The following is a 25,781-nucleotide window of genomic DNA, read 5'->3' on the forward strand; positions in this document are numbered from 1 at the left end:
TGTGGGGGAATTTCTGTTCATTGGTGTGCGAACAGTTCTAAACGCTTCCTATCATAAGCCCACAGTTGAAAGCAGTCAAGAGACTTGAGCGCACCGCACTCACATTTTTGCTGAGCCTCAAGGAAGGCTAAAGGAAGCCCATTGTGGCCGCCGGCCAGTGGGGGTAGGAACGCAGGCGTAAAGTGGCCGTTTTCTCTTACAGTCCTGCAAATTGAGCGGCGTAGACTTTGGGCATATGAAACGTGTGGTGTGGCCCCTCTGGCTGCTTGGCGCAGCGCTCCTCTTGTTGGCAATCATCAGCCTGACCATGCCGCGCGATCTCCAGTCGCCTTTGAGTCTCGATCAATTTCAAGAAGCCCTGAGTCAAGGCAAAGTGCAGTCGCTGAATATTCAGTATCAGGGCAACACCGCCGCGCTGGAGGGCGTCCTCAAAGACGGCCGGAAGTTTGAAAGCCGCTCGCTCAGCGACGATCCGCTGCTGAGTTTGGATACGCTGCAAAAGGGCGGCGTCAACGTCACCATCGCCCCAGTCGGTGGCTTCAACTGGATCGGCACGCTCAGCACCCTGCTGACCGTCGCTTTGATCGGCGTGCTGCTGTTTACCCTCCTCAGGAGCCGCAATCAGCAGGGCAGCGACCCGGCCAACCAGTTCGGCAAGTCCAAAGCCCACGTGATTCAAGAAGGCCAGATCAAAGTCGGTTTCGGCGACGTGGCGGGCTGCGACGAAGCCAAAGCCGACCTCACCGAAGTGGTGGATTTCCTCAAGCACCCCGAGAAGTACCATGCTCTGGGCGCACGCATTCCACACGGCATTTTGCTGGTCGGTCCTCCCGGCAGCGGCAAGACACTTTTAGCAAGGGCGGTGGCTGGAGAAGCCAAAGTTCCTTACTTCTCGATTAGCGGTTCAGATTTTGTGGAAATGTTTGTCGGTGTTGGCGCGGCTCGCGTGCGCGACCTCTTCGAGCAGGCCCGCAAAGCCGCGCCATGTATCGTCTTCATTGACGAGATCGACGCGGTGGGCCGCAAGCGCGGCTCCGGAATGCAGGGTGGCAACGATGAGCGCGAACAGACCCTCAACCAACTGCTGGTCGAGATGGACGGCTTCGGCAGCACCCACGAGATCATCATTCTGGCGGCGACCAACCGGCCCGACGTGCTGGACGCTGCCCTGCTCAGGCCCGGACGTTTTGACCGACAAGTCGTGGTGGACGCGCCCGACGTGAGAGGCCGCGAAACCATCCTCAAGATTCACGCCCGCAAAAAGCCGCTGGAACCCAACGTGGATCTCGGCGCGGTGGCCCGCCGCACCCCCGGCATGGTCGGAGCCGACCTCGAGAACCTGCTCAACGAAGCGGCGCTGGGCGCGGCCAGAGGACAGCGCGGCCGCATCACCAACAAAGACATTGACGAAGCGCGTGACCGGGTGCTGATGGGGCCGGAGCGGCGCAGCATGGTCATTGGCGAAAAAGACCGCCGCGTCACGGCCTACCACGAAGTCGGGCACGCGCTGGCTTCGCAACTGCTGCCGCACGCCGACCGCGTTCACAAACTGACCGTCGTGCCGCGTGGACGGGCGCTGGGCGCGGCCATGTACACTCCCGAAGACCGGATGCACCACACCGAGGCCTCACTCCTCGACCGGATCGCGGTGGCGCTGGCCGGACACGCCGCCGAGGACGTGGCGCTGGGAGCCGTGACCACTGGAGCGCAGAGCGATTTTCAGCAGGCCACCAACATCGCCCGCAAGATGATTACCGAGTGGGGCATGAGCAAGCTGGGCAATATCGCGCTCCAGCAAGACGGCGGCTACTTGGGGCTGCCCAGCGAACGCGGCCTTTACAGCGAAGAAACCGCCGAGCGCATCGATGAGGAACTGCGCCGCATCACCGGCGAGCAATTTACCCGTGTTCACGCCCTGCTCAGTGAGCATGTTCACCAGATGCACCGCTTAGTCGACGCCCTGATCGTGCATGAAACGCTCAGCGGCGAGCAGTTCGACACGGTGCTGGCCGGCGGCACCCTCGAAGACCCCGAGGTGGGCGCGGTTACGGCAACCGAATTGCCAGCGGTGGGCACGCTGAAGCCGGGCGGCGTTTAACAGCAGTAGATCCAGAGATGAGGCACCAAACCTTAAGAATTTAGCCCCGCGCTTTGTCTGGCGGGGCTTTTTTTTGCGCCTCTTTTTTGGGTACTCTGCGGCTTGATGTTCACCTTTGCCGAAGCCGCCACCCTGAGCGCCGCGCGAGTCGGCCAAGAAACCCATTTACTGGCCCGCTTCGCCGCCCGCCTGCCCGCCGCTTTTGTGCTGGAGGCCGAGTTCGAGGAGGCCTTTTACCGCCGCGCCAACTTACCCGAACAGCTCGGTAAGCTGTTTGCGCCGATCAACCCGAGGCGCATTGATGAAGACCTGCTGGAGAACTTGTGTGCGCGGGCCACGCCACTGGTTCGCACCTCGGCGCTGATGGACGACAGCGTGCAGTTGCTGCTGCGGGCCGTCAAGAACGCGGGCCTTGCCAGTGGCGAGTTTCATCTGCGCCGCCCCACTGAGCGCCGCAGCGAAAGCGGCGAAGCGCGGCCCCCCAGCAATGAAGTTTTGTTTGCCCTCAAGCGCCTGTGGGCCACCGATTGGACGTTTGAGGCGGTGCTGGCCCGGCTGGACAGGGTAGATAGTGTGGACGGCGCAGGCAGCATCGCCTTAGAAGCGCGTCCGGTGCTGATCTTCGCTGGCCCTGCCGGACGCCCCGACCCCGCGCTGGCCGAGGAACTCGGCATGTTTGAAGCGTGGCGCAGCGCGGCGGGCTTGGTCGGACTGGCTTGAGGGCGGCTCAGCGCCTGCACGCTTTGCCGTTCGGCGTTATCGGAGCGCTGCTGTTTCTGAATGTTTATGCGCCGCAGAGCTTGCTGCCGGTGCTGGCACGTGAATTCGGGGTCAGCTCGGCGCAGGTCGGTACCGTCATCGGCAGCACGACGCTGGCAATGGCGCTGTTCGCACCGTTCGCGGGTCTGATCGCTGACGCGCTGGGACGGCGGCGGGTGACGCTGGGAGCCTTCGCGCTGCTGCTGCTGCCGAGTCTGCTGGCGACTCAGGCCCACACACTTGCGTCGCTCAATCTGGCCCGCTTCGCGCAGGGGTTGCTGATTCCACTGGTGATGGTGGCCGTCAGCGCTTACCTGGCCGAGGAAGCTCCGCCTGCCCGCTTTGCTCGGCTCCTGACCGCGTACGTGACCGGCACCATCGTGGGCGGCTTCGCGGGGCGGCTGCTCAGCGGCGTGGCCGAACACGCGGGCAACTGGCACTTGGCGTTCTGGCTGCTGCTGCTGACCAATCTGCTGGGCGTGGGCGTGGCGCTCTTGGGAATGCCCAAAGAGAAGCACTTCACCCCGCAGCGCCGCCCACGAGAAGCTGGGCGCATTCTGGTCAACCACCTGCGAAATCCGGCGCTCCTGCTGACCTGCGCGGTGGGATTCCTGATTTTGTTCGTTCTGGTGTCGGTGTTCAACACCGTGACTTTGCGGTTGGCCGCGCCGCCGTATGTGCTAGGCAGCGGCCCGATTGGGCTGATTTTCGCGGTGTACCTGCTGGGCGCAGTGGTGACGCCCGTGACCGCTCCGGCGCTCTCTCGGCGGGGGCCGCTGTGGGCGCTGCGGGCCGCCGTGCTGACCAGCTTGGCGGGCTTGTGCCTGACCCTGCTCACGCCGCTGCCGCTGCTGATCGCCGGCTTGGCGGTGGCGGCCTGCGGAGTCTTTCTGGCGCAGGCGGCGGCGCTCAGCGCGGTGCAGAGCAGCATTCGGGGCGGGCGCAGTCTGGCCAACGGCCTCTACAACTTCACTTACTACGGCGGCGCGTCTGTGGCCAGCGTGTTGGCGGGCGCGGCCTATGACTGGCGCGGCTGGAATGCGGTGGCGGCTCTGTGCATGGTCGCCATGCTGGGAGCCGGATGGGTGGGGCAGTGGGGCTGGCGCAACAGTGCGGCGTGAAAGCTAACAGTGTTGCCAAACGAAAAGTGCCCCCGCAGGAGCGCCTTTTGTTCGATTGATGCTCAGCGGTTGACGATGTGAATGGCCTGCTTATGCACCGCTTCCGCCGCTTCCAGCACACTTTCACCCAAGGTCGGGTGGGCGTGAATGGTCAGGGCGATATCGCTGGCGGTGGCGGCCATTTCGAGGCCGAGGCTGGCTTCACCCAGCATGTCCGAAGCGTGCGGCCCCACGATATGCACGCCCAGCACCAAGTCGGTGCCTTCTTCGGTGATCATCTTGACGAAGCCGTCGGTGCTTTGCAGCGTCATGGCGCGGCCCGAGGCGGCAAACGGAAACTGGCCGGTCTTGATTTTGTAGCCCTTGGCGAGGGCTTCTTCTTCGGTCAGACCCACCCAGGCGAGTTCCGGTGAGGTGTAGACCACGCCCGGAATCGCCACCGGGTCCATCTCGGCAGGCTCGCCCGCGATGACCTCGGCGGCCACCAGCCCTTCCTTCATGGCTTTGTGGGCCAGCATGGGGTTTCCGGCCACGTCGCCGATGGCGTAGATATGCGGCACGTTGGTCTGCATCTTGCTGTTGACGGTAATAAACCCGCGCTCAACGGCGATGCCCAACCCTTCCAAGTTCAGCCCCGCGCTGCGTGGACGGCGGCCCACCGACACCAATACCCGGTCATAAATCTCGCTGCGCTTCTCGCCGGTCTTGACATCTTCGAGTTCCACTTTCAGCGTGCCGTCGGGCTGCTTCTCAGCTTTGTTGGCTTTGGTCTGGGTCTGCACTTCGATGCCCTGCTTTTCCATGGCCTTGCGAAACGCCGCCACCGCGCCCCGGTCGGCCCCCGGAATCACGTCCGGCAAAAACTCGATGATTTTGACTTTGCTGCCCATGTTGTTGTAGATGTGGGAGAACTCAAAGCCGATGACGCCGCCGCCGACGCACAGCATCCGCGCCGGAACCGGGTCAGGAATGACGAGCGCCCCGGTGGAGTCCACGATACTGACCTGATCGACGTCCAGCCCCGGCAACTTGGCCGGTTCCGAGCCGGTGGCGACGATGAAGTTGCTGGCGGTGTAGGTTTTGTCGCCCACCTTGATGCTGTGGGCGTCCACGAACACCGCTTCGCCGACAAGGTGCGTGACTTTGTTGGCCTTGAACAGCCCGCCCACCCCGCTGGTCAGCTTGGTGACGATGCCGTCTTTCCATTTATTGAGCTTGCCGATGTCCAACTGGGTGCTGGAAAAGGTCAGCCCGAACTCGGCGGCGTGCTTGCTGGCGGCTAGCCCGTCGCCCGCGTGCAGCAGCGCTTTGGTGGGAATGCAGCCGACGTTGAGGCACACCCCGCCCAAGTATTCTTTTTCGACGCAGGCCACTTTGAGGCCGAGCTGCGCTCCCCGAATTGCCGCGTGATACCCGCCGGGGCCAGCGCCGATGATGAGGACATCAAAATCCATTGCTTTGGTCATGGCTCAGTTTAACGCGGCGGGGCGCTTCAGAGAGTGACGCATTTGAGAAGTCAGTACGCAGAGATTGACAAGTTGGGGGTGTGAATAGCCGATCTGTGCGGTAAAGCCGAACAAGCGGCTGTGAGTCGCCTGAGCGTATTGAAAAAGCTCCGCATAAGCCTCTGGATTGGGCCAGACTTGCTACAGTCAAGCATGACCCAACCCGTCCCCGCACGCGATCCGGGCTCAGCCCCGCCTGTTTCAAAGCTGAACCTGGCGGCGCTGTTTCTCTCTCAGTCGCTGGCGACGGGAGCCACCACCGCCAGCACTGTGCTGGCCTCGCTGGTCATCAGCACGCTGGGCCGCGAGGCCTGGGCGGGCGTGCCCAGCACCTTGGTCACGCTCGGCTCGGCAGCCTCGGCGGGCATCTTCGGCTGGTTGATGCTGCGCGACCGGCGCAGGGGCCTGGTCACGGCGTACTTGCTGGGTGTCTTCGGCGCGTTAGTGGGCTTCTGGGGCGCGTGGCAGCAGCACATCTGGGTGTTCTTGCTGGGCGCGGCGGTGGTCGGCATGTCGCAGGGCGGCTTCCAGCAGGCCCGCTACGCCGCCGCCGAGAGTGTCGGTCCTTCAAAGCGCGGCCTAGTGATCGGCGCGATGATGTTCGCCTCGGTGCTGGGGTCGGCCTTTTCCACGTTGCTCAGCACGCCGCTGGCTGAGTTCGCCTCGGGTCTCAAAACCTCGGCGGAGGTGGTTGGCTGGCTGCTGGCGGCGCTGTTCTTGCTGCTGGGCGCGGTACTGACCTCACTCTGGCGGCCCCCCGCTCAGGTGGCGGTGCAGGAAGCCAGTCCGCAGGCCGCCAGCAAAGCCGCCCATGTCCCGATCAGTCACCCGCAAGTTTGGCCCGCCGCGCTGGCAGTGGCAGTGTCGCAGGGCCTGATGGTTACCTTGATGAGCCTGACGCCCCTACGGGCGCACAACATGGGCATGGAGCATCCAGCCATCGCCGGACTCGTCACCATTCACATTGCCGGAATGTACGGCCTCGGCTGGTTGACTGGCCCGCTGATTGACCGCTTCGGGGTGCGCTTCGGCTACCTCGCTGGCGCGGCCCTCTTGCTGCTGGCCGCGCTGAGCGCTCCGGCGGGTCGACTGTGGCTGGCTCCCAGCATGTTCCTCTTGGGGCTGGGCTGGAATCTGGGCTTTTTGGCGGGCAGCAAAGCGCTGACCAATTTCCGGGGAGCGCAGGGCAAAGTGGACGCGCTGGCTTATCTGACCGCCGGAGTCGGCACCCTCAGCGGCGGGCTGATTCTCAACCGCTTCGGCTTCGAGCCGCTGGCCTGGGGGTGCGCCGCGCTCAGTTCGCTGCTGCTGATCAGCGCTTGGTACGGGGGCCTGAGCCGTCCGGCAGCGGCAGTGGCCGCAGATTGAGTGCGGCTTATCCCGTAGCATGGCAGACATGACCGCCGCACCCGTTTCCACTCCCACCACGCCTACGCCGACACTGTTGTGGATCTCGCTGCTGACCGTGTATCTGGTGTGGGGCAGCACCTACTTCTTCATTAAAGTGGCGATTGGCTCGCTGCCGCCGCTGGGGATGCTGGGCCTGCGCTTCTTGGTGGCGGGCGCAGTGCTCTATCCGGTTTTGCGTTCGCGCGGTCTGCCCGCTCCCACCCGGCAAGGTTGGCTGTGGAGCGCTGTCATCGGCACACTGCTGCTTTTTGGCGGCACGGGCTTGGTGACGCTGGCGGAGAGAAGCGCCAGCAGCTCGGTGGCGGCCATGATGATTGCCGTCAGTCCGCTGTTCGCCGCTCTTTTCGGGCGCATCTGGGGAGAGAAGACCGGCGGGCGCGAGTGGGCCGGTATCGGAGTGGGACTTCTGGGCATCGGACTGCTCAACCTCTCGGAACTCCACGCCACGCCGCTGGCCGCCTTCTTGCTGCTGCTCGCTCCGATCTGCTGGACTTTTGGCAGCCAGTGGTCGCGTCACTTGCCGCTGCCCAGCGGCCTGATGAACAGCGCCGCCCAAATGCTGATCGGTGGGCTGGTGCTCTTGCTGCTCAGCGGCGTGTCGGGCGAACGCTGGCATACCCCGACGGCGGCGAGCGCTTGGGCTTTGGTGTACTTGATCGTTTTTGGCAGCTTGCTGGCCTACAGCGCTTACACCTATCTGGTGATCCACACCCGCCCGGCGCTGGCAACCAGCTACGCTTATGTCAACCCGCTGGTGGCGGTGCTGATCGGGGTCGGATTTGGCGGCGAGAGCCTGCGCCCGCTGGGGTGGGTGGCGCTGGCCGTCATCGTGGGCGGTGTGGGCCTGATGGCCTGGCCGCGCAAAGGAGTCAAGGTGGCCGAAGCGCCCGCGTGAAGCTGGCCCGCTTCTCTTCTCGCCCACCCATTCCCGCTCGTTCCCAGTCACCCTGCGCCACCTCTGATTCACTCCGCGCCGCTGCTGTGCTACAATCCTTGAGTTTGCCCATTTAAGGGCGAGTTGCCATGTCTGGCTGGCCGCGCCTTGGCGTCGGCCCCGCCGTGAGAAGGAGAAGTTTAATGAAGCGTACCTACCAACCCAACACCCGCAAACGCGCCAAAACCCACGGCTTTCGCGCCCGCATGAAGACCACCGCAGGCCGCGCCGTGCTGGCCCGCCGCCGCGCCAAGGGCCGCCAACAGCTCACCGTTGCCGACGAGAAGTAAGCCGCACGGCTGCGCTTCCCTGTAACTTATGTCCCCTTCCAGCGTCACTGACCCGGCCCCGCGCCCAGCAGTGGCGCTGACTTCATTGCGCGGCGAAAAGGAATTCCGCAAAGTTCGCCAGCACGGGCAAGTCGTCCGTCACGCGCTGTTTACCCTGCGCGTGACCGATTATCGCCCGCGCTACGGTGAAAAGTGGTTGCCACGCGCCATGATTGGCATTGTGGTGCCCAAGAAGACCCTCAAGCTGGCGGTCAAGCGCAACCGCGTGCGCCGACGCGTGCGCGAGGCGCTGCGAACCTTGCCGAGTTTGCCGCCTTGCCGCGCCACCATCTACCCCAATGAAGCGGCGCTCAAAGCCCCTTTTGCCGAGTTGCAAACGGCGCTGAACAAGGCTTTGTCGGGTGACTTCAAGGCCAAAAAGAAGAAGCCAGTGCCAAAAGCGCCCGCTTCAACCCAGCCAACCCGAACGGAAGCCAAACCGTGAGCGGGGCCTCTAAGCTGATGCTCGGGGCGGTGCGCGGCTATCAGCGCCACCTCTCGCCGCTCAAAGGTGCGCCGACTTGCCGCTTTACCCCGACGTGCAGTCAGTACGCCGCGCAGGCCATTGAAAAGCACGGCGCACTGCGGGGCGCTTGGCTGGCGACTTGGCGCATTGCCCGCTGTCAACCCTTCAACGCGGGCGGCTTTGACCCCGTGCCGGAGGTGTTTCCAAAGCCCCGTTCTCCGGCTGACCACCCCGCCCACTCAGATGCCGCAACTGCCCACCCCGTACCGCTGACCTCAGTCAAATCAGACCCGCCCGCTTCTAGCAAATGAGAGAGTGACACTATGACGAAACTTCCGCGCTCCGGCGCTCGCAAATGGCTTTACGGGACAATGGCAGCCGCGCTGGCCTTGGTGCTGACCGGCTGCGGTGTCGGTCAGCCGGGATCGTTCGGCCATGTGCTCCAGTCGGGCTGGATTCAGGCAGACATTGACGGCAACGGCACCAAAGACCTGATCGCCCAGACCAACCTTGCCGACGTGGTGTTTAACCCTGAAGGCGAGATCATCGGCTGGTACATCAAGGTCAACCCCGGCTCGCAGCTGATTAAAGCCAACAACGACGGCACCTACAACTTTGATCAGCTCAAGGGTGGCCTCTCGATCAACTTGGTGGGCGGGCGCAACGGAGCCGACAACAAAGCGCTGCTGATCAGTGGGCGCAAAGCGCTGCAAGTCGCGCTGCCCGGCAACACCGCCGCGCCCACTGCCCAAGCGCCGGTGACCACCAGCGACCTCAAGCAAAACCGCCTCGACGCCACCTTCGTCTATACGCAAGGCGGCGTGACCGTCACCAAAAAAGTGACGCTACATCCGCGCCAGTTCAGCATTCAGGCTGATGTGAACGTGGGCGGCGCGGGGGCCTATACCCTCAACTTTCCGGGCCTGGCCACCACCACCGACCCTGAAGTCAAGGCGCTGGCCACCGGCACGGCCCTGCCCACCACCACGGCGGGCACGGTGGCGAGTGCTGCTTACGCCGCGCTGCAAACGCCCATCAGCGGGCTGTTTCACAACTCACAGACCGCCGCCGCGCTGATCGTTCGCCCGCAGCAGGGTGGACAGGGCGGCACGCCAGTGGCGGGGCCGCTGAACGTGACCACCACCGGCGGTACGGATGCCAATATCAAGGTCAATGCTGCCGGCCCGCTGTCGCTGGACGTATACGGCGGCAAGAACGAGCTGGTTCACCTGTATCAGGGCGGCTATACCGAGTTGCCGGGTGTATTCAGCCCCAACGTATTCGGGTATATCAGCCTCTACATTGCCAAGTTCATGCTGTGGCTCTACAGCTTCTTCGGCAACTGGGGCCTGACCATCTTGGTGCTGACCGTGTCGCTGAGACTGCTGATCTGGCCCCTGATGCAGTCGCAGGGCCGCACCACCGCCAAGATGCAGATGGTTCAGCCGCTAATGAAGGAAGTGCAGGAAAAGTACAAGGATGACCCCGCCAAGGTGCAGGCCGAAACCATGCGCCTCTACCGCGAATACGACGTCAATCCGGTGGGCTGCCTGAGCATGTTCATTCCACTGCCGATTTTGTTCGTTTTGTACGGCACCATTCGCAACTTTGAGTTCGATCAGGGCCTGTGGTGGCTGCCCGACTTGTCTATCCCCGATCCGTTTTGGATTCTGGGTATCTTGTATGTTTGCGCCAACTTGCTGCAACTTTACGTCTCCACCCGCAAGTCGCCGCAGATGTTCAAGCAGCAATCGGTGATGTACTTGTTCTTCGCCTACTTCGCTTTGACCTTTCCGGCGGGCGTGACCCTCTACTGGATCATCGGTACTTTGATTGGCACCGGCCAGCAGTTCCTGATCAACAAGCAAGTTGAGTCGCATATGTCCGGCGGCCTGCAAAAAGTAGAGAAGAAAACCGCTCCGATTGGTTCTGGCATAACCACAGTCAATCTCGGCAAGAATGCCAAAGTCACTACCGCTAAGGTGACCACCGCCAAAACCGTCACGGTTGAGCCGAGCGGCAAGCCTTCGGGCAGCAGCGCTCCGACCAAGCCCAGCGGCTTCCGTGCCGTGTTGGAGCAGGCTGCTAAGCAGGCTGCCGATCAGCAGCGCCAGCAGCAGAAGAAAAAGAGCTGAGGATTTTGCAATTGAAATGGCTCCGTCTAGAAGTTTGGGCGGGGCTTTTTTGTTTGGGGAGATTCATCTTAGGTTCGCATCACCCTCTGCCATTCACCATTTACCACCCTCCACTTCCCGTATCCTTTTTGCATGACTGCTAAACCCTTCAAACTTCAAACCCTGATCGCCCAAGCGGCGGGCGGGCGGGTGGTTCGCACTGCGTTTATCGAAGCTGACGAGATTGACCGCCGCCTCCTGCACAACGACGAAATCAAGTCGGTGATGGCCGGCGGCTTCCCCGACGCTCGGCGGATCGTGCTGACCTTGCATCCGGCGCACATTCCTTCAGTAGATAGCGGCGTCACCGTTTACCGCGTCACCCCCCAAACTCCCGGCTGGGACGCGCAGGATTTCAGCGTGGCTCTGCGGCGCGAAGGCCTGTCCGAAGAAGCGGTGGGTGACGTGCGCGAGGAACGCGGCGGCTTTTTGGTGGCCACCACTGGCAAAGCCGCTAAAGCGCTGGCTGAGCTGAGCGCTTTGGGCGGGCGGGAAGTGGATATAGAGGAAGTGGGGGAGAGCGCGGGGCGCGGCGCAAAAGTGCGCGAAGTGGTGGTACCGTCCATGCGAATTGACGTGGTGGGAGCCAAAGGCTTTGGGGTCAGCCGCGCTTACTTTCAGCAGGGCGTGGAAACCGGAAAAGTGCGCCTCAACGGGCAAGTCGCCCGCGCCAGTGCCGAGATTCGGGAGGGCGATAGCCTCGCCGCCGAGGGACTTGGCCGCATCGACTTCAGGCGGGTGGTCAACGAAACGCGGCGCGGAAATTACAAAGTGGAATTGAATGTAGAGAAATGAGCGAGAGAGATGAAACGGTGATTTCTTATAGCACTGATCCTCAAACACTCACTCCCGAACAATTGATGGGCTTTTTTGTGGGCTGGCCCAACCCGCCTTCGGCGGCTACGTTGCTCCGGCTCCTGCAATCGAGTTACCGCGTGAGTCTGGCCCGCGACGGTGAACGGGTGGTGGGTTTCGCCAATGCCATCAGCGACGGCGTGCTGAGCGCTTACATTCCGCTGCTTGAAGTCCTACCTGACTATCAGGGGCGCGGTGTTGGCAGCGAGCTGATGCGGCGGCTTCTGGCTGAGCTGGATAAGCTGTACATGGTGGACGTGATGTGTGACGACGAGGTGGCTCCGTTTTATGAGCGCCTGGGCTTGCGGCGGGCTGGGGGAGTCATTCAGCGCAATTATGCGCGGCAGTCCGGGCAAGAATAAGGCGGCGCAGGAATGAACAAGTAGAGATGGTGGTCCGTGATGTCAGTCAAGGCCAGATCCTTCGCTATGAGGTCTGGCAGGGCGAACAGCGGTTGGCTCTTTTAGAGGGCCAGCGGCTTGAGCCAGCGCTATGGCGTTTTGATCGTTGGGATGTTTCAGACGGGTCGAAGCGAGAAGCTGTGCGAACTGATATCGTCACTTTTTTGGGTCGGCAAGGCCGACAGCACAGTCCTGAACTGCTCTCCGGAGACCGCGAAACGCAAGCGGAGATTAATGCCCTGATTGAACAGGCCGGTTGGCAGATTGATCGACGCAAAGTTTTCGTCCGGCGTGAATTGGTCGAGCGGCCAGGGACCAAGCCAGTGTTGACCTTGCTGAGTCTCGCAGAGGTGGGGCGCGAGCATTTTGTGGCTGCTCTGCTGGCTGCCTCGCAGGGCGATCCATTTGAAACCAGCACCGCCGAGAGCGCTGAAGCTGATTTCGACGCTCTGATCGAGGGAGCCGGAGAGCAGTTTGATCCGGCGGGGTGGTTTGTGGCTCGGCACTCGGGTGAGGAAGTCGGCGTGCTGTTGCCGCAACTCTTCCCAGATGAACCCAGTGTTGGCACCCTATTTTATGTGGGTGTGTCGCCACAGTTTCGGGCTAGAGGTCTCGGCACTGCCCTGCACGCTGAAGGACTCAGGCAGCTTCAACTAAAAGGAGCTGGACAATACAAAGGCTCCACTGATGTCCGGAACGGGGCTATGCGCCGGGTATTTGCCGCCAACGGGTGTAGGGAAATTTACCAGCAATGGTTCTACAGATTTGTAAATAGCTGAGGAGCTGAGTTCTCACGCCCGCCCCCGACTGTGCCCGCTGCCCACCCCACCCGCGATCAGGTGCGCGGCCCGCAGTGGCTCGGGGATATTGCCGGTCAGTGTCAGGTGGTGCAGCGCCACGCCTGCATCCTTAATGCTGAGGCCCACGCGCTGCACATACACGCCGCGCAGTTCTTCCATTGGCCCTAACTTTTCAATGAGTCGCCATTTGCGTTTTCCGCCCGGCACTTTGTCCAGCAGCGCGGCGCGAATACGTTCCATATCCGGCTCACGGCGGGCCACCACCATCACCGGCAGGCCCGTATCTCGGCTGAGCTTGTGGGCGTCCACCACGTTGAATCCGGCCAGTGCCACGCCCTGAAGCAAGATCAGGTGCAGGTGAGGTCGAAACAAACAGGTGTTGACCAAGTGGGTCAGTTCGGCGGCACTGTTGCGCCCGTCGCGCCGCACCTTACCTGATACGACGCCGTGCAGCGTGGTCTGGGCATAGATGGTGCCGACAATCCGCACATCACCGCGCCACTCGCGCTCAAAAGGCAGATCGTCGAAGCCGATGGCGTGGGTGAAAGCGGGCAAGGTGTCAGTTCCCGCGCAGGTGCGGCAAGATGTCTTCGGGGATGCGGGCAATCTTGTAGTTTTTATCGGTGGTGATGTGGTGGGTTTTGCCGGTGGCGACCAGCGTTTCCCCGCACTTCAGGGTGTAAGCAAAGGTCACGGCCCGCGACTGCACCGTCTCCACGTTGGTGGTCAGCGTCAGCAAGTCGTCGTAGCGGGCGGCGGCGCGGTAGTGCACTTCCAAGCTGGAGAGCATAAAAAACAGCCCCCGCGCTTCTATTTCGCTGTAAGGCACGCCCAATGTCCGCATCAGTTCGCTGCGGCCCACTTCAAACCAGATCGGGTAATTGGCATGGTGGGCCACCGCCATCGCGTCGGTTTCGGCGTAGCGCACCCGAATTTCGCTGAGTTGCTGAATGGTCATCGTTTACTTCCTCCGCCTATGGAGCCGTGTTTTTACCTTTACCTGCAATTCTGCTCACCACTTCCGGTCGTCCGCCGCGAAGAATTCCAGCAGGGGCGTGCGGCGCATCTTCACGGCCTGGGCGACTTGGCGCTGCAAATGGCCGCGTGCGTTGTGGAGGGCGTCGAGTAGACCTTCCATATCGCCCATAGACGAAATGTAGACGCGGGCCTGAACGAAATCCGGCGTGAGGCTGACCGCTTCAACCGTGACAATCATCGGGATGCGCGGGTCGCTGAGTTCGCCAATGGCGTCGCTCAGCACCCGGAGGAGCTGGGATTCGAGTTGTTCGGGTCTCATAGGCTCGCCTCACCGGTGGGCGGATTGAGCCGTGGCGACGTTCTGGAAAAGCTGTATCCACGTGAGTTAAGAGCAGTCAAGGCCAACAGATTTGGTTTGTTTATCGAGGTGTTCATCAAAAAGTATCCTTTGTCGGTGGCGCTTAGGCCGAGTGCCAAGCTGAAGTTGAGCTACACCCTAAAGCAAAAAGCCGTCTTCAATGTTGAGTCACCGAACGCTTTTGCACTTCACGCCTCACAGCGCGGCCTGATCACGGCACGCAAAACTGCTGACGGCCCCCTAATTATTTGGGCACAGCTCCGATAAAAGCCTATTGTTCTACCTTCGTTCATCATAAAAAATGACCTGTTTGCCTGACCACCCTGTGTCTCGGCTGATCGCCGGGCTGGCCCCTGATGCGGAGACGGTGAGCGAACACGGCCCACTTCTCCAACAAGTAAGCGCGACCAAATTGGAGTTGCGTTGACTTGCCGAAACTCAAACTGTCCACGAAAAGGCCGAGCTTAACAGGTACTGAGTGCTATCTCGGTTGCTGCTCCTCTTGACAAACTGTGCTGCTGCTATCAAACTGGCACCATCTCAATGTAATCGTTTGCAAGCGGCTGGCTTCCGGCTGTTCAAGTCTTTATCACTCCCAGAGGGAAGGTGAATACGTCTGCTGTGTCGAGCATTCAAGAGGTCGCCGCTTTAGCTCAAGTTTCTACGGCCACCGCGTCGCGGGCGCTGAGCAGGCCTGAGATGGTGGCCTTGTCGACGCGACAGCGGGTGATGCAGGCGGCTCAGGAGTTGGCGTATCAGCCCAACGCGCTGGCCCGCAGCTTGCGCCAGCGCGAAACCCGCACCATCGGCCTAATCGTCAGTGACATCCTCAACCCGTTTCATGCGCTGCTGGCCAAAGGCGTGCAGGACACGGCGGAGCAGCACAACTACGTCACCTTCCTCTTTAACAGTGACGAGCAACCGGAAAAAGAAGCCCGCGCTATCCGCACGCTGCTCGGTCACTTGCCCAAGGGCCTAATCGTGGTGCCGACCAGCGGAACGCGCCAGCATTTAGCATCGCTGCCTGAGCTGCCGGTGGTGGAGCTTGACCGCGTGACGGGCAATCCGGAGGCCACCACCATCACGGTAGATAACATAGGCGGCGCACACGCAGCCACCACTCACCTGCTCGGGCTCGGCCACCAGCGCATCGGCATGATCGTGGGAAGGCAAGACATCAGCACCGCCGTGGAGCGGCAGCGAGGCTACCAGCAGGCGCTGAGCGAAGCGGGTCTGGACGCTGATCCGGCGCTGATCCGGTCTGGCAACCACCGCGAGGCGGCAGGCTACCAAGCCGCGCACGAGTTGCTGGCCTTGCCGCCGCACCAGCGCCCAACGGCTCTGTTTGTGGGCAACAACGAAATGACCATTGGTGCGGTGCTGGCCGCCCGCGAACTGGGCTTAGAAATTCCCCGCGACCTTTCTCTCGTTGGCTTTGACGACTCGCGCTGGGCACAGACCATGTCGCCGCCGCTGACGGTTATCGCTCAGCCCGCTTACGCGCTGGGGCAGCACGCCTGCGAACACTTGCTCGGTCTACTCGGCGGCAAACGGGCCAGCACTCCGGCGCAGATGCAACTCCCCACCGAACTCATCATCCGGCATTCCACTGGGCCGCCGCCTCTCTCTTAACGCCCACTTTCCGCGCTGCCGCGTTCGCCCGCCCTCTTCACTTTCGATCTGACAAGGAGACTTCCATGCGTCACACCAAACTGATGTTCGCCGCCCTCGCCGCCGTCACCGTCACCGCCGCCCTTGCCCAAAGCAGCCAGCCGGTGATCGGCCTGATTACCAAAACCGACACCAATCCCTTTTTCGTCAAGATGAAAGAGGGCGCACAAAAAGAAGCCACCCGCTTGGGGGCCAAATTGCTGACGGCGGCGGGCAAAACCGACGGTGACAACGCGGGCCAAGTGGCCGCCATCGAAAACATGGTCGCGGCTGGAGCCAAGACCATCATGATCACCGCCAGCGATTCCAAGGCCATCGTGCCGGCCATTGCCAAAGCCCGCGCCGCCGGCGTGATGGTGATTGCCCTCGATACCCCCACCGAACCGGCCAGCGCGGTGGACGCCCTGTTTGCCACCGACAACTACAACGCCGGACTGCTGATCGGGCAGTGGGCCAAAAAAGCCATGGGCAACAAGAAGGCCGTGATCGCCGCGATGGACTACAACCCCGGCCAACCCGTCGGCGTGCTGCGGCACAACGGCTTCCTCGCGGGCTTCGGCGTCAAGGGCATCACCCCCACCATGCTGACTCAAGTGGACACCAGCGTGGTCTGCTCGCAAAACTCCTTCGGTGATCAGGCCAAGGGCCAGACCGCGATGGAAAACTGCCTCCAGAAAAACCCCGACATCAATCTGGTCTACACCATCAACGAACCCGCCGCCGCTGGCGCTTATCAGGCCCTCAAAGCCGCTGGCAAAGAAAAAGACGTGTTGATCGTCAGCGTGGACGGCGGCTGCGCTGGTGTGCGCAATGTGGAAGCGGGCGTGATCGGCGCGACCAGCCAGCAGTACCCGCTTAAGATGGCGGCGATGGGCGTCACGGCGGGTGTCAACTACGCCAAGACCGGCAAAAAGGTCAGTGGCTACACCGACACCGGCGTCAATCTGATTACCAACAAGCCGGTCAGCGGCGTCAAGAGTCAGGACGGCAAGTACGGCCTCGCCAACTGCTGGGGCCAGTAACTCAGCGCAGGTCATCATGATCTGAACTGAACTTCATTGGGCGGGGCGAAATGGCTGGTTAAGCTGTTCGTCCCGCTTTGCCACTCCGGACCGGCCAAACACCACCTAGCTTCATCCAGCGTCACAGGAGTTACCCACGCATGACTTCCCCACCGATTTCTGAAAAAGGCCGTATGGGATTCCGCGCCCCCAGCCTCACCACTCTGGGGCCGCTGATTGCCCTGCTGCTGGCCTGTATCTTCTTCGCCACCCAATCCGACCGATTCCTGACATCTCAAACGCTCTCGCTGGTTCTGAGTCAGATTTCATTCGTGGCCGTGATCGCCATCGGGCAAACTTTAGTGATCCTGACTGCCGGAATTGATCTGTCGTGCGGCTTCATCATGGCGCTGGGCAGCATCGTGATGACCAAATTCGCCGTGGATTACGGGGTGCCGCCGTTCTTGGCGATTTTGTGCGGTCTGGCTGTGACCACCGCCATTGGAGCGCTGAACGGCCTGCTGATTACCCGGCTCAGGCTGCCGCCGTTTATCGCCACGCTGGGCATGTTGGGCATCGTACAGGCCATCACCCTGATCTACTCCAATTCGCAAACCGTCAGCGGCTTACCCAACACGCTCAACTTTCTGGGCAGCACCTTCAAAATTCTGGGTACGCCTTTTACCTACGGCGCGGTGCTGATGCTGCTGCTTTTCGGCGTCGCTTGGTTTTTCCTGACCCGCACCGCGCCGGGCCGCCACGTCTACGCGGTGGGCAACAACCCCGAAGCCGCCCGCCTCAGCGGGATTCCCACCACCAAGTTGCTGATCAGCGTCTACGCCATCGCCGGGCTGCTCTACGGCATTGCGGCTCTGATTCTGGTGGGCCGGGTCGGCGCGGGCGATCCCAATGCCGGACAGACCGAGAACTTGGAGAGCATTACGGCCGTCGTGCTGGGTGGTACCAGTTTGTTTGGCGGGCGCGGCAACGTGCTGGGCACGCTACTTGGCGCAGTCATCGTGGGCGTCTTCCGGGTCGGCCTGACTCTGGCGGGCGTCAACAGCATTTATCAAGTCTTGGTGACGGGCATTTTGATTATTCTGGCCGTTGCCACCGATCAATTTTCCAGAAGGAAGGCCTGAGATGACCGCTCAAATTCCGAGTGCGCCGCTGGTGATGGAAGCGCGGGGACTCGTCAAGCGCTACGGGCAAGTCACCGCCATGGACGGAGCCGACTTCGAGCTGCGGCCCGGCGAGATTCTGGCAGTTATTGGCGACAACGGCGCGGGCAAATCCAGCCTCATCAAAGCGCTCTCCGGCGCGGTGGTACCCGATGAAGGCCAGATTTTTCTAGACGGCAAACTCGTTCATTTCCGCAGCCCGATTGACGCCCGTAAGGAAGGCATCGAAACAGTTTATCAGGACTTGGCAGTGGCTCCGGCCATGACCATTGCTGAAAACCTGTTTCTGGGCCGTGAAATTTTGCGCCCTGATCCTTTCTCGCGTTTTTTTAGGGTGCTGGACAAAAAGAAAATGCACGACGAAGCGGTGCGGCACATGCAGGGGTTGCAATTTGCCATCAAGAGCATGTCTCAGCCGGTTGAAACCCTCTCCGGTGGACAGCGGCAGGGCGTCGCAGTGGCCCGTAGCGCGGCGTTTGCACGGCACGTGGTCATCATGGACGAACCCACTGCCGCCCTCGGCGTGCGCGAAGGCAACATGGTGCTTGACCTGATCCGCAAGGTGCGTGACAGCGGCCTGCCGGTCATCTTGATTAGCCACAATATGCCGCACGTCTTCGAGATCGCTGACCGCATCCACGTTCACCGGCAGGGCAAACGTGCCGCCGTGCTGAATCCCAAGAACATCAGCATGGCCGACACGGTGGCGGTGATGACGGGGGCGCTCAGCCCTGAGGCCTTGAGCGCCGACATGCTGGCGTAGCGCGGGCCCTGCTTACCGCCGCCCCGCCATCCACACCCAGTACGCCAGCAGCGGCTGAAGCGGCAGGCGTGCCCACAGCGCCCAAGCGGGTAGCGGCTTAAACTCCTCGGCATTCTGAGCCATGTAGGCGTTGGCCGGAAAAACCGCCAGCAGCAGCGCCATCAGCCCCCAGCGGGCGGCGGGGCGGGTGGTGGGGTGGAGGAGTCCCAAGCCGCCCGCCAGTTCTGCTGCGCCGCTGATGAGCGTGGCGGTGCGCGGCGGCATCGGTACGAACGGCGGCACGATGGAATCGAAGATGCGGGGGCGTAAAAAGTGCAGCGTACCTGCCGAGATAAAGACAGCCGCCAGTAGCAGCGTGCTGGCAGTGTTGCCAAAGTGGGTGTTGCCGGAATTCATTCTGGACATCTTCAAAGTATGCCCGTCAAAGCCCACAAAAAAACCGGAAAGGTATTTAACCCTTCCGGTTTTTTGATTGGTCTTTAAGCTAGAGCTTACTCGCTGGGCTTGTCGCTCTCAGTGCTGGTCGCGGGCACGTCGTCTTTCTTGTCGGTGCCGAGGCCGAACTGCGCGAACAAGTCGGCGTAAACGTCACCGAGCTTGGTGCTGATCTTGCCGCCGCCCTGTTGGGCGTCTTTGGCGTTAAAGCTGTACTCGAAGTCGCCGCCCCGGCGTCCACCACGTCCGCCGCCGCCACCACGAGCGCCGCCGCCCTGCTGAGGGCTACCGAAGCTGGGAGTCCGGCTGCCGCCGCCCTGCGAGACAAAGTCGCCGCCGCGTGCCGGTGCGCCGCCGAGGGCACGCCGACGCGACAAGCTGGCCCGCTGCTCGACGGGGTCGATGTTCAAGATGACGGCTTCGATGTCGTCGCCCTTCTTGAACAGATCAGCGGGGTTGTTGACGCGCTGCAAATCGAGTTCGCTGATGTGAATCAGACCCTCGATGCCTTCTTCGATTTCCATGAACACACCGAAATCGGTGAGGCCAGTGACTTTACCCTTGACCGGCGTGCCGGGGGGGAAGCGGTCAGGCAAGCTGCTCCATGGATCGTCGGTGGCCTGACGAAGACCGAGGCTGATGCGGCGGTCTTTGGGATCGATGCGGAGGATGATGGCTTCCACTTCGTCGCCCTCTTTGAGGACTTCGTTGGGATGACGCACCCGCTTGGTCCAAGACAGCTCGCTGACGTGAACGAGGCCTTCCAAGCCCGGCTCGATCTCGACAAACGCGCCGAAGTTGGTGAGGTTGGTGACTTTACCCACCACTTTCTGGCCGATGGTGTACTTGTCGATGGCACTTTCCCAGGGGTCGGTGGTCAGCGCTTTCATCGAGAGGTTGATGCGGTCACGGCCCGGATCAACGTCAATGACCTGCACCTGCACCTTGTCGCCGACTTTGACCACGTCACGGGGGTGATTGAAGCGCCCGTAGGTCAGCTCGGAGCGGTGAACCAGGCCGTCGATGCCGCCGAGGTTGACGAACACGCCGAAATCGGTGATCTCGACCACGTCGCCTTCAAACTGTGCGCCGGATTCGAGTTGACCCATGGTGCTCTCGCGGGCCTGGGCCTTCTGAGCTTCCATGATGGCGCGGTGCGAGATGATCACGCGGTTGCGCTTGCGGTTAAGCTCGATCAGCTTGACTTCAAGCGGCTTACCGACGTAGGGGTCGAGGTCGTTGACTCTACGGGTATCCACTTGGCTGGCCGGGAGGAAGGCCCGAATGCCGTCAATCATGGCCACCAAGCCGCCGCGCACCTTCTCGACGATGTCCACTTGGAACGATTCGTCGCGCTCCTGCACGCCCGCCAGCACGCGCCAGCCCTTGTCCTGCTCGGCCCGCTTCTTGCTCAGCACGATCTGGCCGTTGGCGAGGTCGCTTCTGACCACGTAGGCTTCGATGCTGTCGCCGGGCTTGTACATCTGCTGGGCTTCTTCCAACGTCACCGGCTCGTCACCGAGCTGGTTGAACGGAATGACGCCCTCGATCTTCGCGCCCACGTCTACGGCGATGCCTTCGCTGCCGATAAAGACCACGGTGCCGGTGACCACGTCGCCCCGTGAGGGTGCGGACGAATCTTGGTTCTCGGTATCGAGGGTCGCCAGCACGTCTTCCATGGTCATGGCCGGATAGTCGTCGTCGCTGCGCTCTTGGCGAGCGGTCGCGGCGGGCTTGGCCTGAGTAGGAGCGGCTTGAGCAGGCTGAGCGGGCGCGGCCTGCGGAGCTTGCGTTTCCGGTGCCTTCGCTACTTCTGGCGCTGCTTCAACCTGCGGCGCGGCCCCTTGAGGCTGAGCTTCGGTGCTGTCCATGTTGGCGTGGCCGGTATCTGCGGTGCTCGTATCGGCGGCGCTCATGTCGGTGGCGGCGGGCGTGGTGGCGCTGCCCTGCGCCGTATCGGTGGTGGGCTGAGTGTCCCCGGCCTGATCCGGGGTGCGGCTAACTTGGTCTTCCACTTTGATGCTCCTCCTGGCAGCTCACACCTGAGTGCGGCTAACGCCCTAGTTTATCATTTTAGCGGCCTGCAAGCAAGCAATTTTGCCGCAAAAATCCGCTTCATGCTTGACAGGGTAGCCGCCTACTCTTATACTCTCTAGCGCTACTGTTTGAGCTAACCCTTTACCGGTTTTCTCGAAGTTTCGCTGGGGCATCGTCTAATGGCAGGACAACAGTCTCTGACACTGTCGATCAAGGTTCGAGTCCTTGTGCCCCAACCAAAGCACAATTGCAGCAGCAGATCAGCCCGCCACGTGCGGGCTTTTTCGTGGCCTTCGGTGCGCGGCACTGGTATCAGGCGAGGGCGCTCATGTTCCCTTAGAGGGCGGACTTGAGCGGCCCAGTCTTCAGAAGGTGGGCATCATCAGAACTTCATCAAGGCCAGTTTAAAAAATAAACTGGGACACCGTTTGATCAGGGCCGCTCTGATAAGCTGAGGGCATGACGAACGCTCAACCTTCACAGCCCCAGCCTTCAGAGCACGATGTGGTGATTATCGGCGGCGGCCCCGCCGGACTGACGGCGGCGATTTACACGGGCCGCGCCAGCCTGAACACCATCATTTTGGAAAAAGGCCTTCCGGGCGGCCAAATCGCCCAGACCGAAGAAGTCGAGAATTATCCCGGTTTTCCAGAGCCGATCAGCGGCCCCGAGCTTGCCCAGCGGATGACCGAGCAAGCCGAGCGGTTTGGCGCAAAAATTGAAATGGAAGAAGTGCAGGGCGTGGAGCACCACCCGCATGGCGGCTTTTTGGTCAGAGGCTACAGCGGCACCTACCACGCCAAAGCGGTGATTTTGGCGACCGGCGCAAATCCCAAGCGCCTCTATGTGCCGGGCGAGGAGCAGTTCTGGGGCAAGGGCGTCAGCACCTGCGCCACCTGCGACGGCTTTTTTTACCGGGGCAAAAAAGTGGTCGTCGTCGGTGGGGGAGACGCCGCCGTGGAAGAGGGCCTGTTCCTGACCAAGTTCGCCGATGAAGTCACCTTGATTCACCGCCGCGATTCTCTAAGGGCCAACAAAGTGGCTCAGGCCCGCGCCCTGGCGAATCCCAAAATGAAGTTCGTCTGGGACACCGCCGTCGAAGCCATTATCGGCGAAGACAGCGTCAGCGCCGTGCAGCTCAAGAACCTCAAAACCGGCGAGGAAAGCCGCTTTGACACCGATGGCGTGTTTATTTTTATCGGCCATGTGCCTAACACCGAGTTTCTGAAAGGCGTCGTGAAGCTGCGCGAAGACGGCTACGTGGATGTGCGCGACGACATCTTTACCAGCGTGCCGGGCATGTTCGCGGCGGGCGACATCAGCGATTATGTCTACCGTCAACTTGCCACCAGTGTGGGCGCGGGCACGCGGGCGGCCATGAGCGTGGAACGGATGCTGGCCGCGCTGGAGCTGGAAGAAAGCGCGGCGGACTGAAGCCCTCTGAGTTCGCCGCAGCCCTTGAGTCAACAGCCGTTCAGTAAACCCAGCGTTGCCTTTGAGCATCCCGATTTTTACGTCATCAGCAAGCCTGCGCTGTGGCTGACCCATCCGGTACGCGCCCGCATGGACGTGCTGGATGTCTTGACTTTTTTGCAGCGCGAAACTGGCGAAACGCAGGTGGCCCCGCCGCACCGCTTAGACCGCGAGACCAGCGGAGCACAGGTATTTTCCCGCGACACCGATAGCGCCAGGCGCTTTTTCACCCTTTTCAAAGAGCATCTGGTCGGCAAGAGCTACCTCGCTATCGTTCACGGCTCGCCCAATTGGGACGAGTACACGCTGGACGCGCCGCTGGGCTTTGTCGGTCTGACCGGCAGCAACCAAATTCAGATTCGGCAAGGCGTGGTGCCGGACGGCAAACCGGCCACTACTGAATTCAAGGTGCTGGGTCGCCGAAACGGTTTTGCACTGGTCCACGCTTTTCCCCGCTCTGGGCGACTGCACCAAATTCGGGCGCACTTGTCGCATCTGGGGTTGCCGATGGTCGGCGACAAGATTTATGGCCGCGACCCCGAAGTGTTTTTGGACTTTATCCAGACCGGGCAAACGGACGACCTCACGCGGCGTTTGCTGCTGCCCCGCCAAGCTCTGCACGCCCACAGCATCTCGTTCGGCTGGGACGCAGCGCAGGTGCGGGTGGAAGTGCCTTTGGCGGCGGACTTACAGGCGTTTTGGGACGGACTCGGAGAGGGCCAAGAAGCTTAAGAGCTGTTCGCTCCCGTTTCGCGTTGCCACTTACCGCCCACCACTCCCTGTAGACTCCCTTATGACCAACACTGCTCATCCCTACGACACCGTTTTGCCAGATTCTCTGCGCCACGCCGATAATTACAAATGGACGAAGTTCGGCGGTGAAGTGTTGCCGATGTGGGTGGCCGATATGGATTTTCCGGTGGCCCCAGCTATTCTCAGCGCCCTGCAAGGCCGGCTGAGCCGCTCGGTGGGTTACCCCCAAATGCCCGGAGACCCCACGCTGAAGGCCCAACTGATCGCCAAACTCGCCAAGGACGGCCTGAGTGATTTGACATCCGAAGGCGTGGCTTTTTTGCCCGGCGTGGTGCCCGGCCTCTACGCCGCCGTGCAGGCCCTGACCGAGGTCGGCGACGAGGTGCTGACGGTCACGCCGACTTACCCGCCGTTTCTGAGCGCCACCACCGATCAGGGGCGGGTGCTGAACGCCGTGAAACTGATCGAGGGCAAAACAGGTTGGACGATGGATTTTGCGGCGCTGGAAGCCGCCATCACGCCCAAAACCAAGTTGCTGATGTTGTGTCACCCGCACAATCCAACCGGACGGGTCTGGACGCGCTCCGAGTTGCAGCAGTTGGCTGAGTTTGTTCTCAAGCACAAGTTGTACGTCGTCACCGACGAGTTGCACGCCGATTTGCGTTTTTCGGACGCGCCGGACTACGTTCCGTTCGCGGCCATCAGTCCCGAAGTCGCTCAGCGCACCATCACGCTGACGGGGCCGTGCAAGGCCTACAACACGGCGGGCCTCAGCATCGGCGCGATGATCAGCCACAACCCCGACTTGGTTGCCAAGCTGGAAAAAACCACCCACGGCACCATGGGCCACCCCAGCGCCCTGAGCGTCACCATGTGGCAAGCCGCGCTGAGCGGCGGAGCCGAGTGGCTGGCCGATACGCTGAAGTATCTCCAGGCCAACCGCGACTTCCTGAGTGAATTTATGGCCCGCGAGTTGCCGCAGGTGCCGTACACGCCGCCGGAAGCGACTTACCTCGCGTGGCTGGACTTGCGCTCGCATCCCCGCGCCGCCGATATCCAACCCTACTTGCTTGAAGAAGCCAAGCTGGCGCTGAACGACGGCCTGACTTTCGGCGAGGGGTATCAAGGGTTTGTGCGCCTGAACTTTGCCACCAGCCGTGAGCTGCTGCAAGACGGCCTGGAGCGGCTGGCAAAAGCCGTGAAGTGAGCAGCCTCACCGACTACCGCACGCTGGGCCGCTCTGGCCTGATCCTCAGCCCGCTGGCGCTGGGCACCATGACCTACGGCGCTCAGCGCTGGGGCTCGCCCGATGACGTATCTGAGGCCATTTTCAACGCTTACGTGGACGCGGGCGGCAACTTTTTTGACAGCGCCGACACTTATGCCAAAGGCCGCAGCGAGGAACTCTTGGGCCAGTACATCAACAAGCGCGGCCTGCGCGACCAGGTGGTGCTGGCCACCAAGTTCACCTAGAACGCCGTGCCGGGCGTGCTGGTGATGAGCGGCAACAGCCGCAAGAACATTTACCGGGCGCTGGACGGCTCCCTCAAGCGCCTTGGCACCGACTACCTCAATCTGTACTGGCTGTACCACTGGGACTTGGTGACGCCGGTGGAGGAAGTGCTGCAAACACTGGGCGATCTGGTGCGGGCGGGCCGGATTCGCTACTTCGGGTTTTCGAACGTGCCGGCCTGGTACGCGGCGCAGGCGGCCACGCCGTCGCAGGTTCACGGCGTGCCCGGCCCGATTGCCCTGCAACTGGAATACTCGCTGACCGAGCGCGGCTTGGAGCGTGAACATGTCGGGGCGGCCCGGCAGTTTGGCCTGGGCATCACGCCCTGGAGTCCACTGGCGGCGGGCTTTTTGGCGGGCAAGTACCTGCGCGAAACTCAGGGAGCCAGTGGCGAGGGCAGACTCAGCGGCCCCAACCCATTCGGCGACTCCAAGTTCACCGAATCCAATTGGGCGGTGCTGGACGTGCTCGAAGCCGTGGCCGACGAGATGCAGCGCCCAGCCGCGCAGGTGGCTTTGGCTTGGGCTTCAGCGCAACCGGCCATCACTTCGCTAATTATTGGGGCCAGCAAAGTCGCGCAACTTGAAGACAATCTGGCCTCGCTGGAGATTGTTTTGACGCCCCAGCAGCTTGAGCGCCTAGACAAGGCCAGCGCTCTGACGCCCTCCACGCCGTCTTCTCTCCTCGCGCCCGGCATCAAAAAAATGATTTTTGGCGGTGCAAGTGTGCGGGGCTGGCAGGAATAAGCCTGGCAGAAATAAGCACG

At 61.8% G+C, this 25,781-nt stretch carries 25 protein-coding genes, 1 tRNA gene and 1 pseudogene; 21 read left to right on the forward strand and 6 right to left on the reverse strand.

Annotation, left to right across the window (positions count from 1 at the left end):
- Positions 1-235: 235 nt before the first annotated feature.
- The 3 genes from ftsH to FNU79_RS04810 all read left to right on the forward strand — a co-directional run bounded on the left by ftsH (position 236) and on the right by FNU79_RS04810 (position 3,978).
- The gene (ftsH, locus tag FNU79_RS04800) at positions 236-2,098 is read left to right on the forward strand and encodes an ATP-dependent zinc metalloprotease FtsH (RefSeq protein ID WP_143719759.1); all 1,863 of its coding nucleotides are present in this window, start codon (positions 236-238) and stop codon (positions 2,096-2,098) included.
- A gap of 105 nt (positions 2,099-2,203) precedes the next feature.
- On the forward strand, positions 2,204-2,818 hold the full coding sequence (locus FNU79_RS04805) for a hypothetical protein (protein WP_143719760.1): 615 nt from the start codon (positions 2,204-2,206) through the stop codon (positions 2,816-2,818).
- Positions 2,815-3,978, forward strand: a complete 1,164-nt coding sequence (locus FNU79_RS04810; protein ID WP_225429883.1) for an MFS transporter — start codon at positions 2,815-2,817, stop codon at positions 3,976-3,978. Before FNU79_RS04805 ends, FNU79_RS04810 begins: the two co-directional genes overlap by 4 nt.
- A gap of 62 nt (positions 3,979-4,040) precedes the next feature.
- On the opposite strand, the gene lpdA is transcribed toward FNU79_RS04810, so the two are convergent.
- A complete protein-coding gene (lpdA, locus tag FNU79_RS04815; protein ID WP_143719761.1) occupies positions 4,041-5,444 on the reverse strand; it encodes a dihydrolipoyl dehydrogenase in 1,404 nt (467 codons plus the stop codon).
- Between the two features lie 192 nt (positions 5,445-5,636).
- Here lpdA and FNU79_RS04820 point away from each other — a divergent pair, with 192 nt between their 5' ends.
- From FNU79_RS04820 to FNU79_RS04860, 9 genes are all read left to right on the forward strand, one after another.
- Positions 5,637-6,851, forward strand: coding sequence for an MFS transporter (locus FNU79_RS04820; protein ID WP_143719762.1), 1,215 nt, complete (start codon positions 5,637-5,639; stop codon positions 6,849-6,851).
- A 28-nt stretch (positions 6,852-6,879) separates the two neighbouring features.
- Positions 6,880-7,788 (forward strand): drug/metabolite exporter YedA, encoded by a 909-nt coding sequence (yedA, locus tag FNU79_RS04825; protein WP_143719763.1) that lies wholly within the window; start codon positions 6,880-6,882, stop codon positions 7,786-7,788.
- Between the two features lie 182 nt (positions 7,789-7,970).
- Positions 7,971-8,117: a 50S ribosomal protein L34 gene (gene rpmH, locus FNU79_RS04830; RefSeq protein ID WP_124872364.1), complete on the forward strand. Its 147-nt coding sequence runs from the start codon at positions 7,971-7,973 to the stop codon at positions 8,115-8,117.
- Positions 8,118-8,145: 28 nt separating this feature from the next.
- Entirely contained in the window at positions 8,146-8,601 is a 456-nt protein-coding gene (gene rnpA, locus FNU79_RS04835; protein WP_404825768.1) for a ribonuclease P protein component, read from the forward strand.
- Positions 8,598-8,933, forward strand: a complete 336-nt coding sequence (yidD, locus tag FNU79_RS04840; protein ID WP_143719764.1) for a membrane protein insertion efficiency factor YidD — start codon at positions 8,598-8,600, stop codon at positions 8,931-8,933. Before rnpA ends, yidD begins: the two co-directional genes overlap by 4 nt.
- A gap of 12 nt (positions 8,934-8,945) precedes the next feature.
- Positions 8,946-10,757: a membrane protein insertase YidC gene (gene yidC / locus FNU79_RS04845; protein WP_225429884.1), complete on the forward strand. Its 1,812-nt coding sequence runs from the start codon at positions 8,946-8,948 to the stop codon at positions 10,755-10,757.
- Between the two features lie 132 nt (positions 10,758-10,889).
- Positions 10,890-11,591 carry a S4 domain-containing protein gene (locus tag FNU79_RS04850; RefSeq protein WP_143719765.1) on the forward strand — a complete coding sequence of 234 codons (702 nt, stop codon included), beginning with the start codon at positions 10,890-10,892 and terminating at the stop codon, positions 11,589-11,591.
- Positions 11,588-12,013: a GNAT family N-acetyltransferase gene (locus tag FNU79_RS04855; protein ID WP_143719766.1), complete on the forward strand. Its 426-nt coding sequence runs from the start codon at positions 11,588-11,590 to the stop codon at positions 12,011-12,013. Before FNU79_RS04850 ends, FNU79_RS04855 begins: the two co-directional genes overlap by 4 nt.
- Before the next feature lie 26 nt (positions 12,014-12,039).
- Positions 12,040-12,831 (forward strand): GNAT family N-acetyltransferase, encoded by a 792-nt coding sequence (locus FNU79_RS04860; protein ID WP_143719767.1) that lies wholly within the window; start codon positions 12,040-12,042, stop codon positions 12,829-12,831.
- A gap of 12 nt (positions 12,832-12,843) precedes the next feature.
- Here FNU79_RS04860 and FNU79_RS04865 read toward each other — a convergent pair whose 3' ends face one another.
- The 3 genes from FNU79_RS04865 to rbfA are packed head-to-tail and all read right to left on the reverse strand — an operon-like array spanning position 12,844 to position 14,149.
- Entirely contained in the window at positions 12,844-13,407 is a 564-nt protein-coding gene (locus FNU79_RS04865; RefSeq protein ID WP_143719768.1) for an endonuclease dU, read from the reverse strand.
- Positions 13,408-13,411: 4 nt separating this feature from the next.
- Positions 13,412-13,810 carry an acyl-CoA thioesterase gene (locus FNU79_RS04870; RefSeq protein ID WP_143719769.1) on the reverse strand — a complete coding sequence of 133 codons (399 nt, stop codon included), beginning with the start codon at positions 13,808-13,810 and terminating at the stop codon, positions 13,412-13,414.
- A 54-nt stretch (positions 13,811-13,864) separates the two neighbouring features.
- Positions 13,865-14,149 (reverse strand): 30S ribosome-binding factor RbfA, encoded by a 285-nt coding sequence (rbfA, locus tag FNU79_RS04875; protein WP_143719770.1) that lies wholly within the window; start codon positions 14,147-14,149, stop codon positions 13,865-13,867.
- 645 nt (positions 14,150-14,794) lie between these two features.
- On the opposite strand from rbfA, the gene FNU79_RS04880 reads away from it, so the two are divergent.
- From FNU79_RS04880 to FNU79_RS04895, 4 genes are all read left to right on the forward strand, one after another.
- Positions 14,795-15,820 (forward strand): LacI family DNA-binding transcriptional regulator, encoded by a 1,026-nt coding sequence (locus FNU79_RS04880; RefSeq protein WP_225429885.1) that lies wholly within the window; start codon positions 14,795-14,797, stop codon positions 15,818-15,820.
- Positions 15,821-15,885: 65 nt separating this feature from the next.
- On the forward strand, positions 15,886-16,881 hold the full coding sequence (locus FNU79_RS04885; protein ID WP_143719771.1) for a sugar ABC transporter substrate-binding protein: 996 nt from the start codon (positions 15,886-15,888) through the stop codon (positions 16,879-16,881).
- A 140-nt stretch (positions 16,882-17,021) separates the two neighbouring features.
- Entirely contained in the window at positions 17,022-18,002 is a 981-nt protein-coding gene (locus FNU79_RS04890; RefSeq protein WP_143719772.1) for an ABC transporter permease, read from the forward strand.
- A 1-nt stretch (position 18,003) separates the two neighbouring features.
- A complete protein-coding gene (locus FNU79_RS04895) occupies positions 18,004-18,804 on the forward strand; it encodes an ATP-binding cassette domain-containing protein (protein WP_143719773.1) in 801 nt (266 codons plus the stop codon).
- A 12-nt stretch (positions 18,805-18,816) separates the two neighbouring features.
- On the opposite strand, the gene FNU79_RS04900 is transcribed toward FNU79_RS04895, so the two are convergent.
- Together FNU79_RS04900 and FNU79_RS04905 are read right to left on the reverse strand one after the other, a co-directional pair.
- Positions 18,817-19,200, reverse strand: a complete 384-nt coding sequence (locus FNU79_RS04900) for a DoxX family protein (RefSeq protein ID WP_143719911.1) — start codon at positions 19,198-19,200, stop codon at positions 18,817-18,819.
- Between the two features lie 95 nt (positions 19,201-19,295).
- Positions 19,296-21,110, reverse strand: coding sequence for a 30S ribosomal protein S1 (locus FNU79_RS04905; RefSeq protein ID WP_143719912.1), 1,815 nt, complete (start codon positions 21,108-21,110; stop codon positions 19,296-19,298).
- Between the two features lie 331 nt (positions 21,111-21,441).
- Here FNU79_RS04905 and FNU79_RS04910 point away from each other — a divergent pair.
- From FNU79_RS04910 to FNU79_RS04930, 5 genes and pseudogenes are all read left to right on the forward strand, one after another.
- A tRNA-Gln gene (locus FNU79_RS04910) sits at positions 21,442-21,515 on the forward strand.
- Positions 21,516-21,735: 220 nt separating this feature from the next.
- Positions 21,736-22,710 (forward strand): thioredoxin-disulfide reductase, encoded by a 975-nt coding sequence (gene trxB, locus FNU79_RS04915; RefSeq protein ID WP_143719774.1) that lies wholly within the window; start codon positions 21,736-21,738, stop codon positions 22,708-22,710.
- 24 nt (positions 22,711-22,734) lie between these two features.
- On the forward strand, positions 22,735-23,481 hold the full coding sequence (locus tag FNU79_RS04920; RefSeq protein ID WP_143719775.1) for an RluA family pseudouridine synthase: 747 nt from the start codon (positions 22,735-22,737) through the stop codon (positions 23,479-23,481).
- Between the two features lie 61 nt (positions 23,482-23,542).
- On the forward strand, positions 23,543-24,709 hold the full coding sequence (locus FNU79_RS04925) for a MalY/PatB family protein (RefSeq protein ID WP_143719776.1): 1,167 nt from the start codon (positions 23,543-23,545) through the stop codon (positions 24,707-24,709).
- Positions 24,706-25,761: pseudogene (locus FNU79_RS04930) on the forward strand (aldo/keto reductase). The gene FNU79_RS04925 and the pseudogene FNU79_RS04930 overlap by 4 nt, the downstream one beginning before the upstream one ends.
- The last annotated feature ends 20 nt before the right edge of the window (positions 25,762-25,781 follow it).

This window comes from Deinococcus detaillensis (genome assembly GCF_007280555.1).
GTDB classification, from domain to species: domain Bacteria; phylum Deinococcota; class Deinococci; order Deinococcales; family Deinococcaceae; genus Deinococcus; species Deinococcus detaillensis.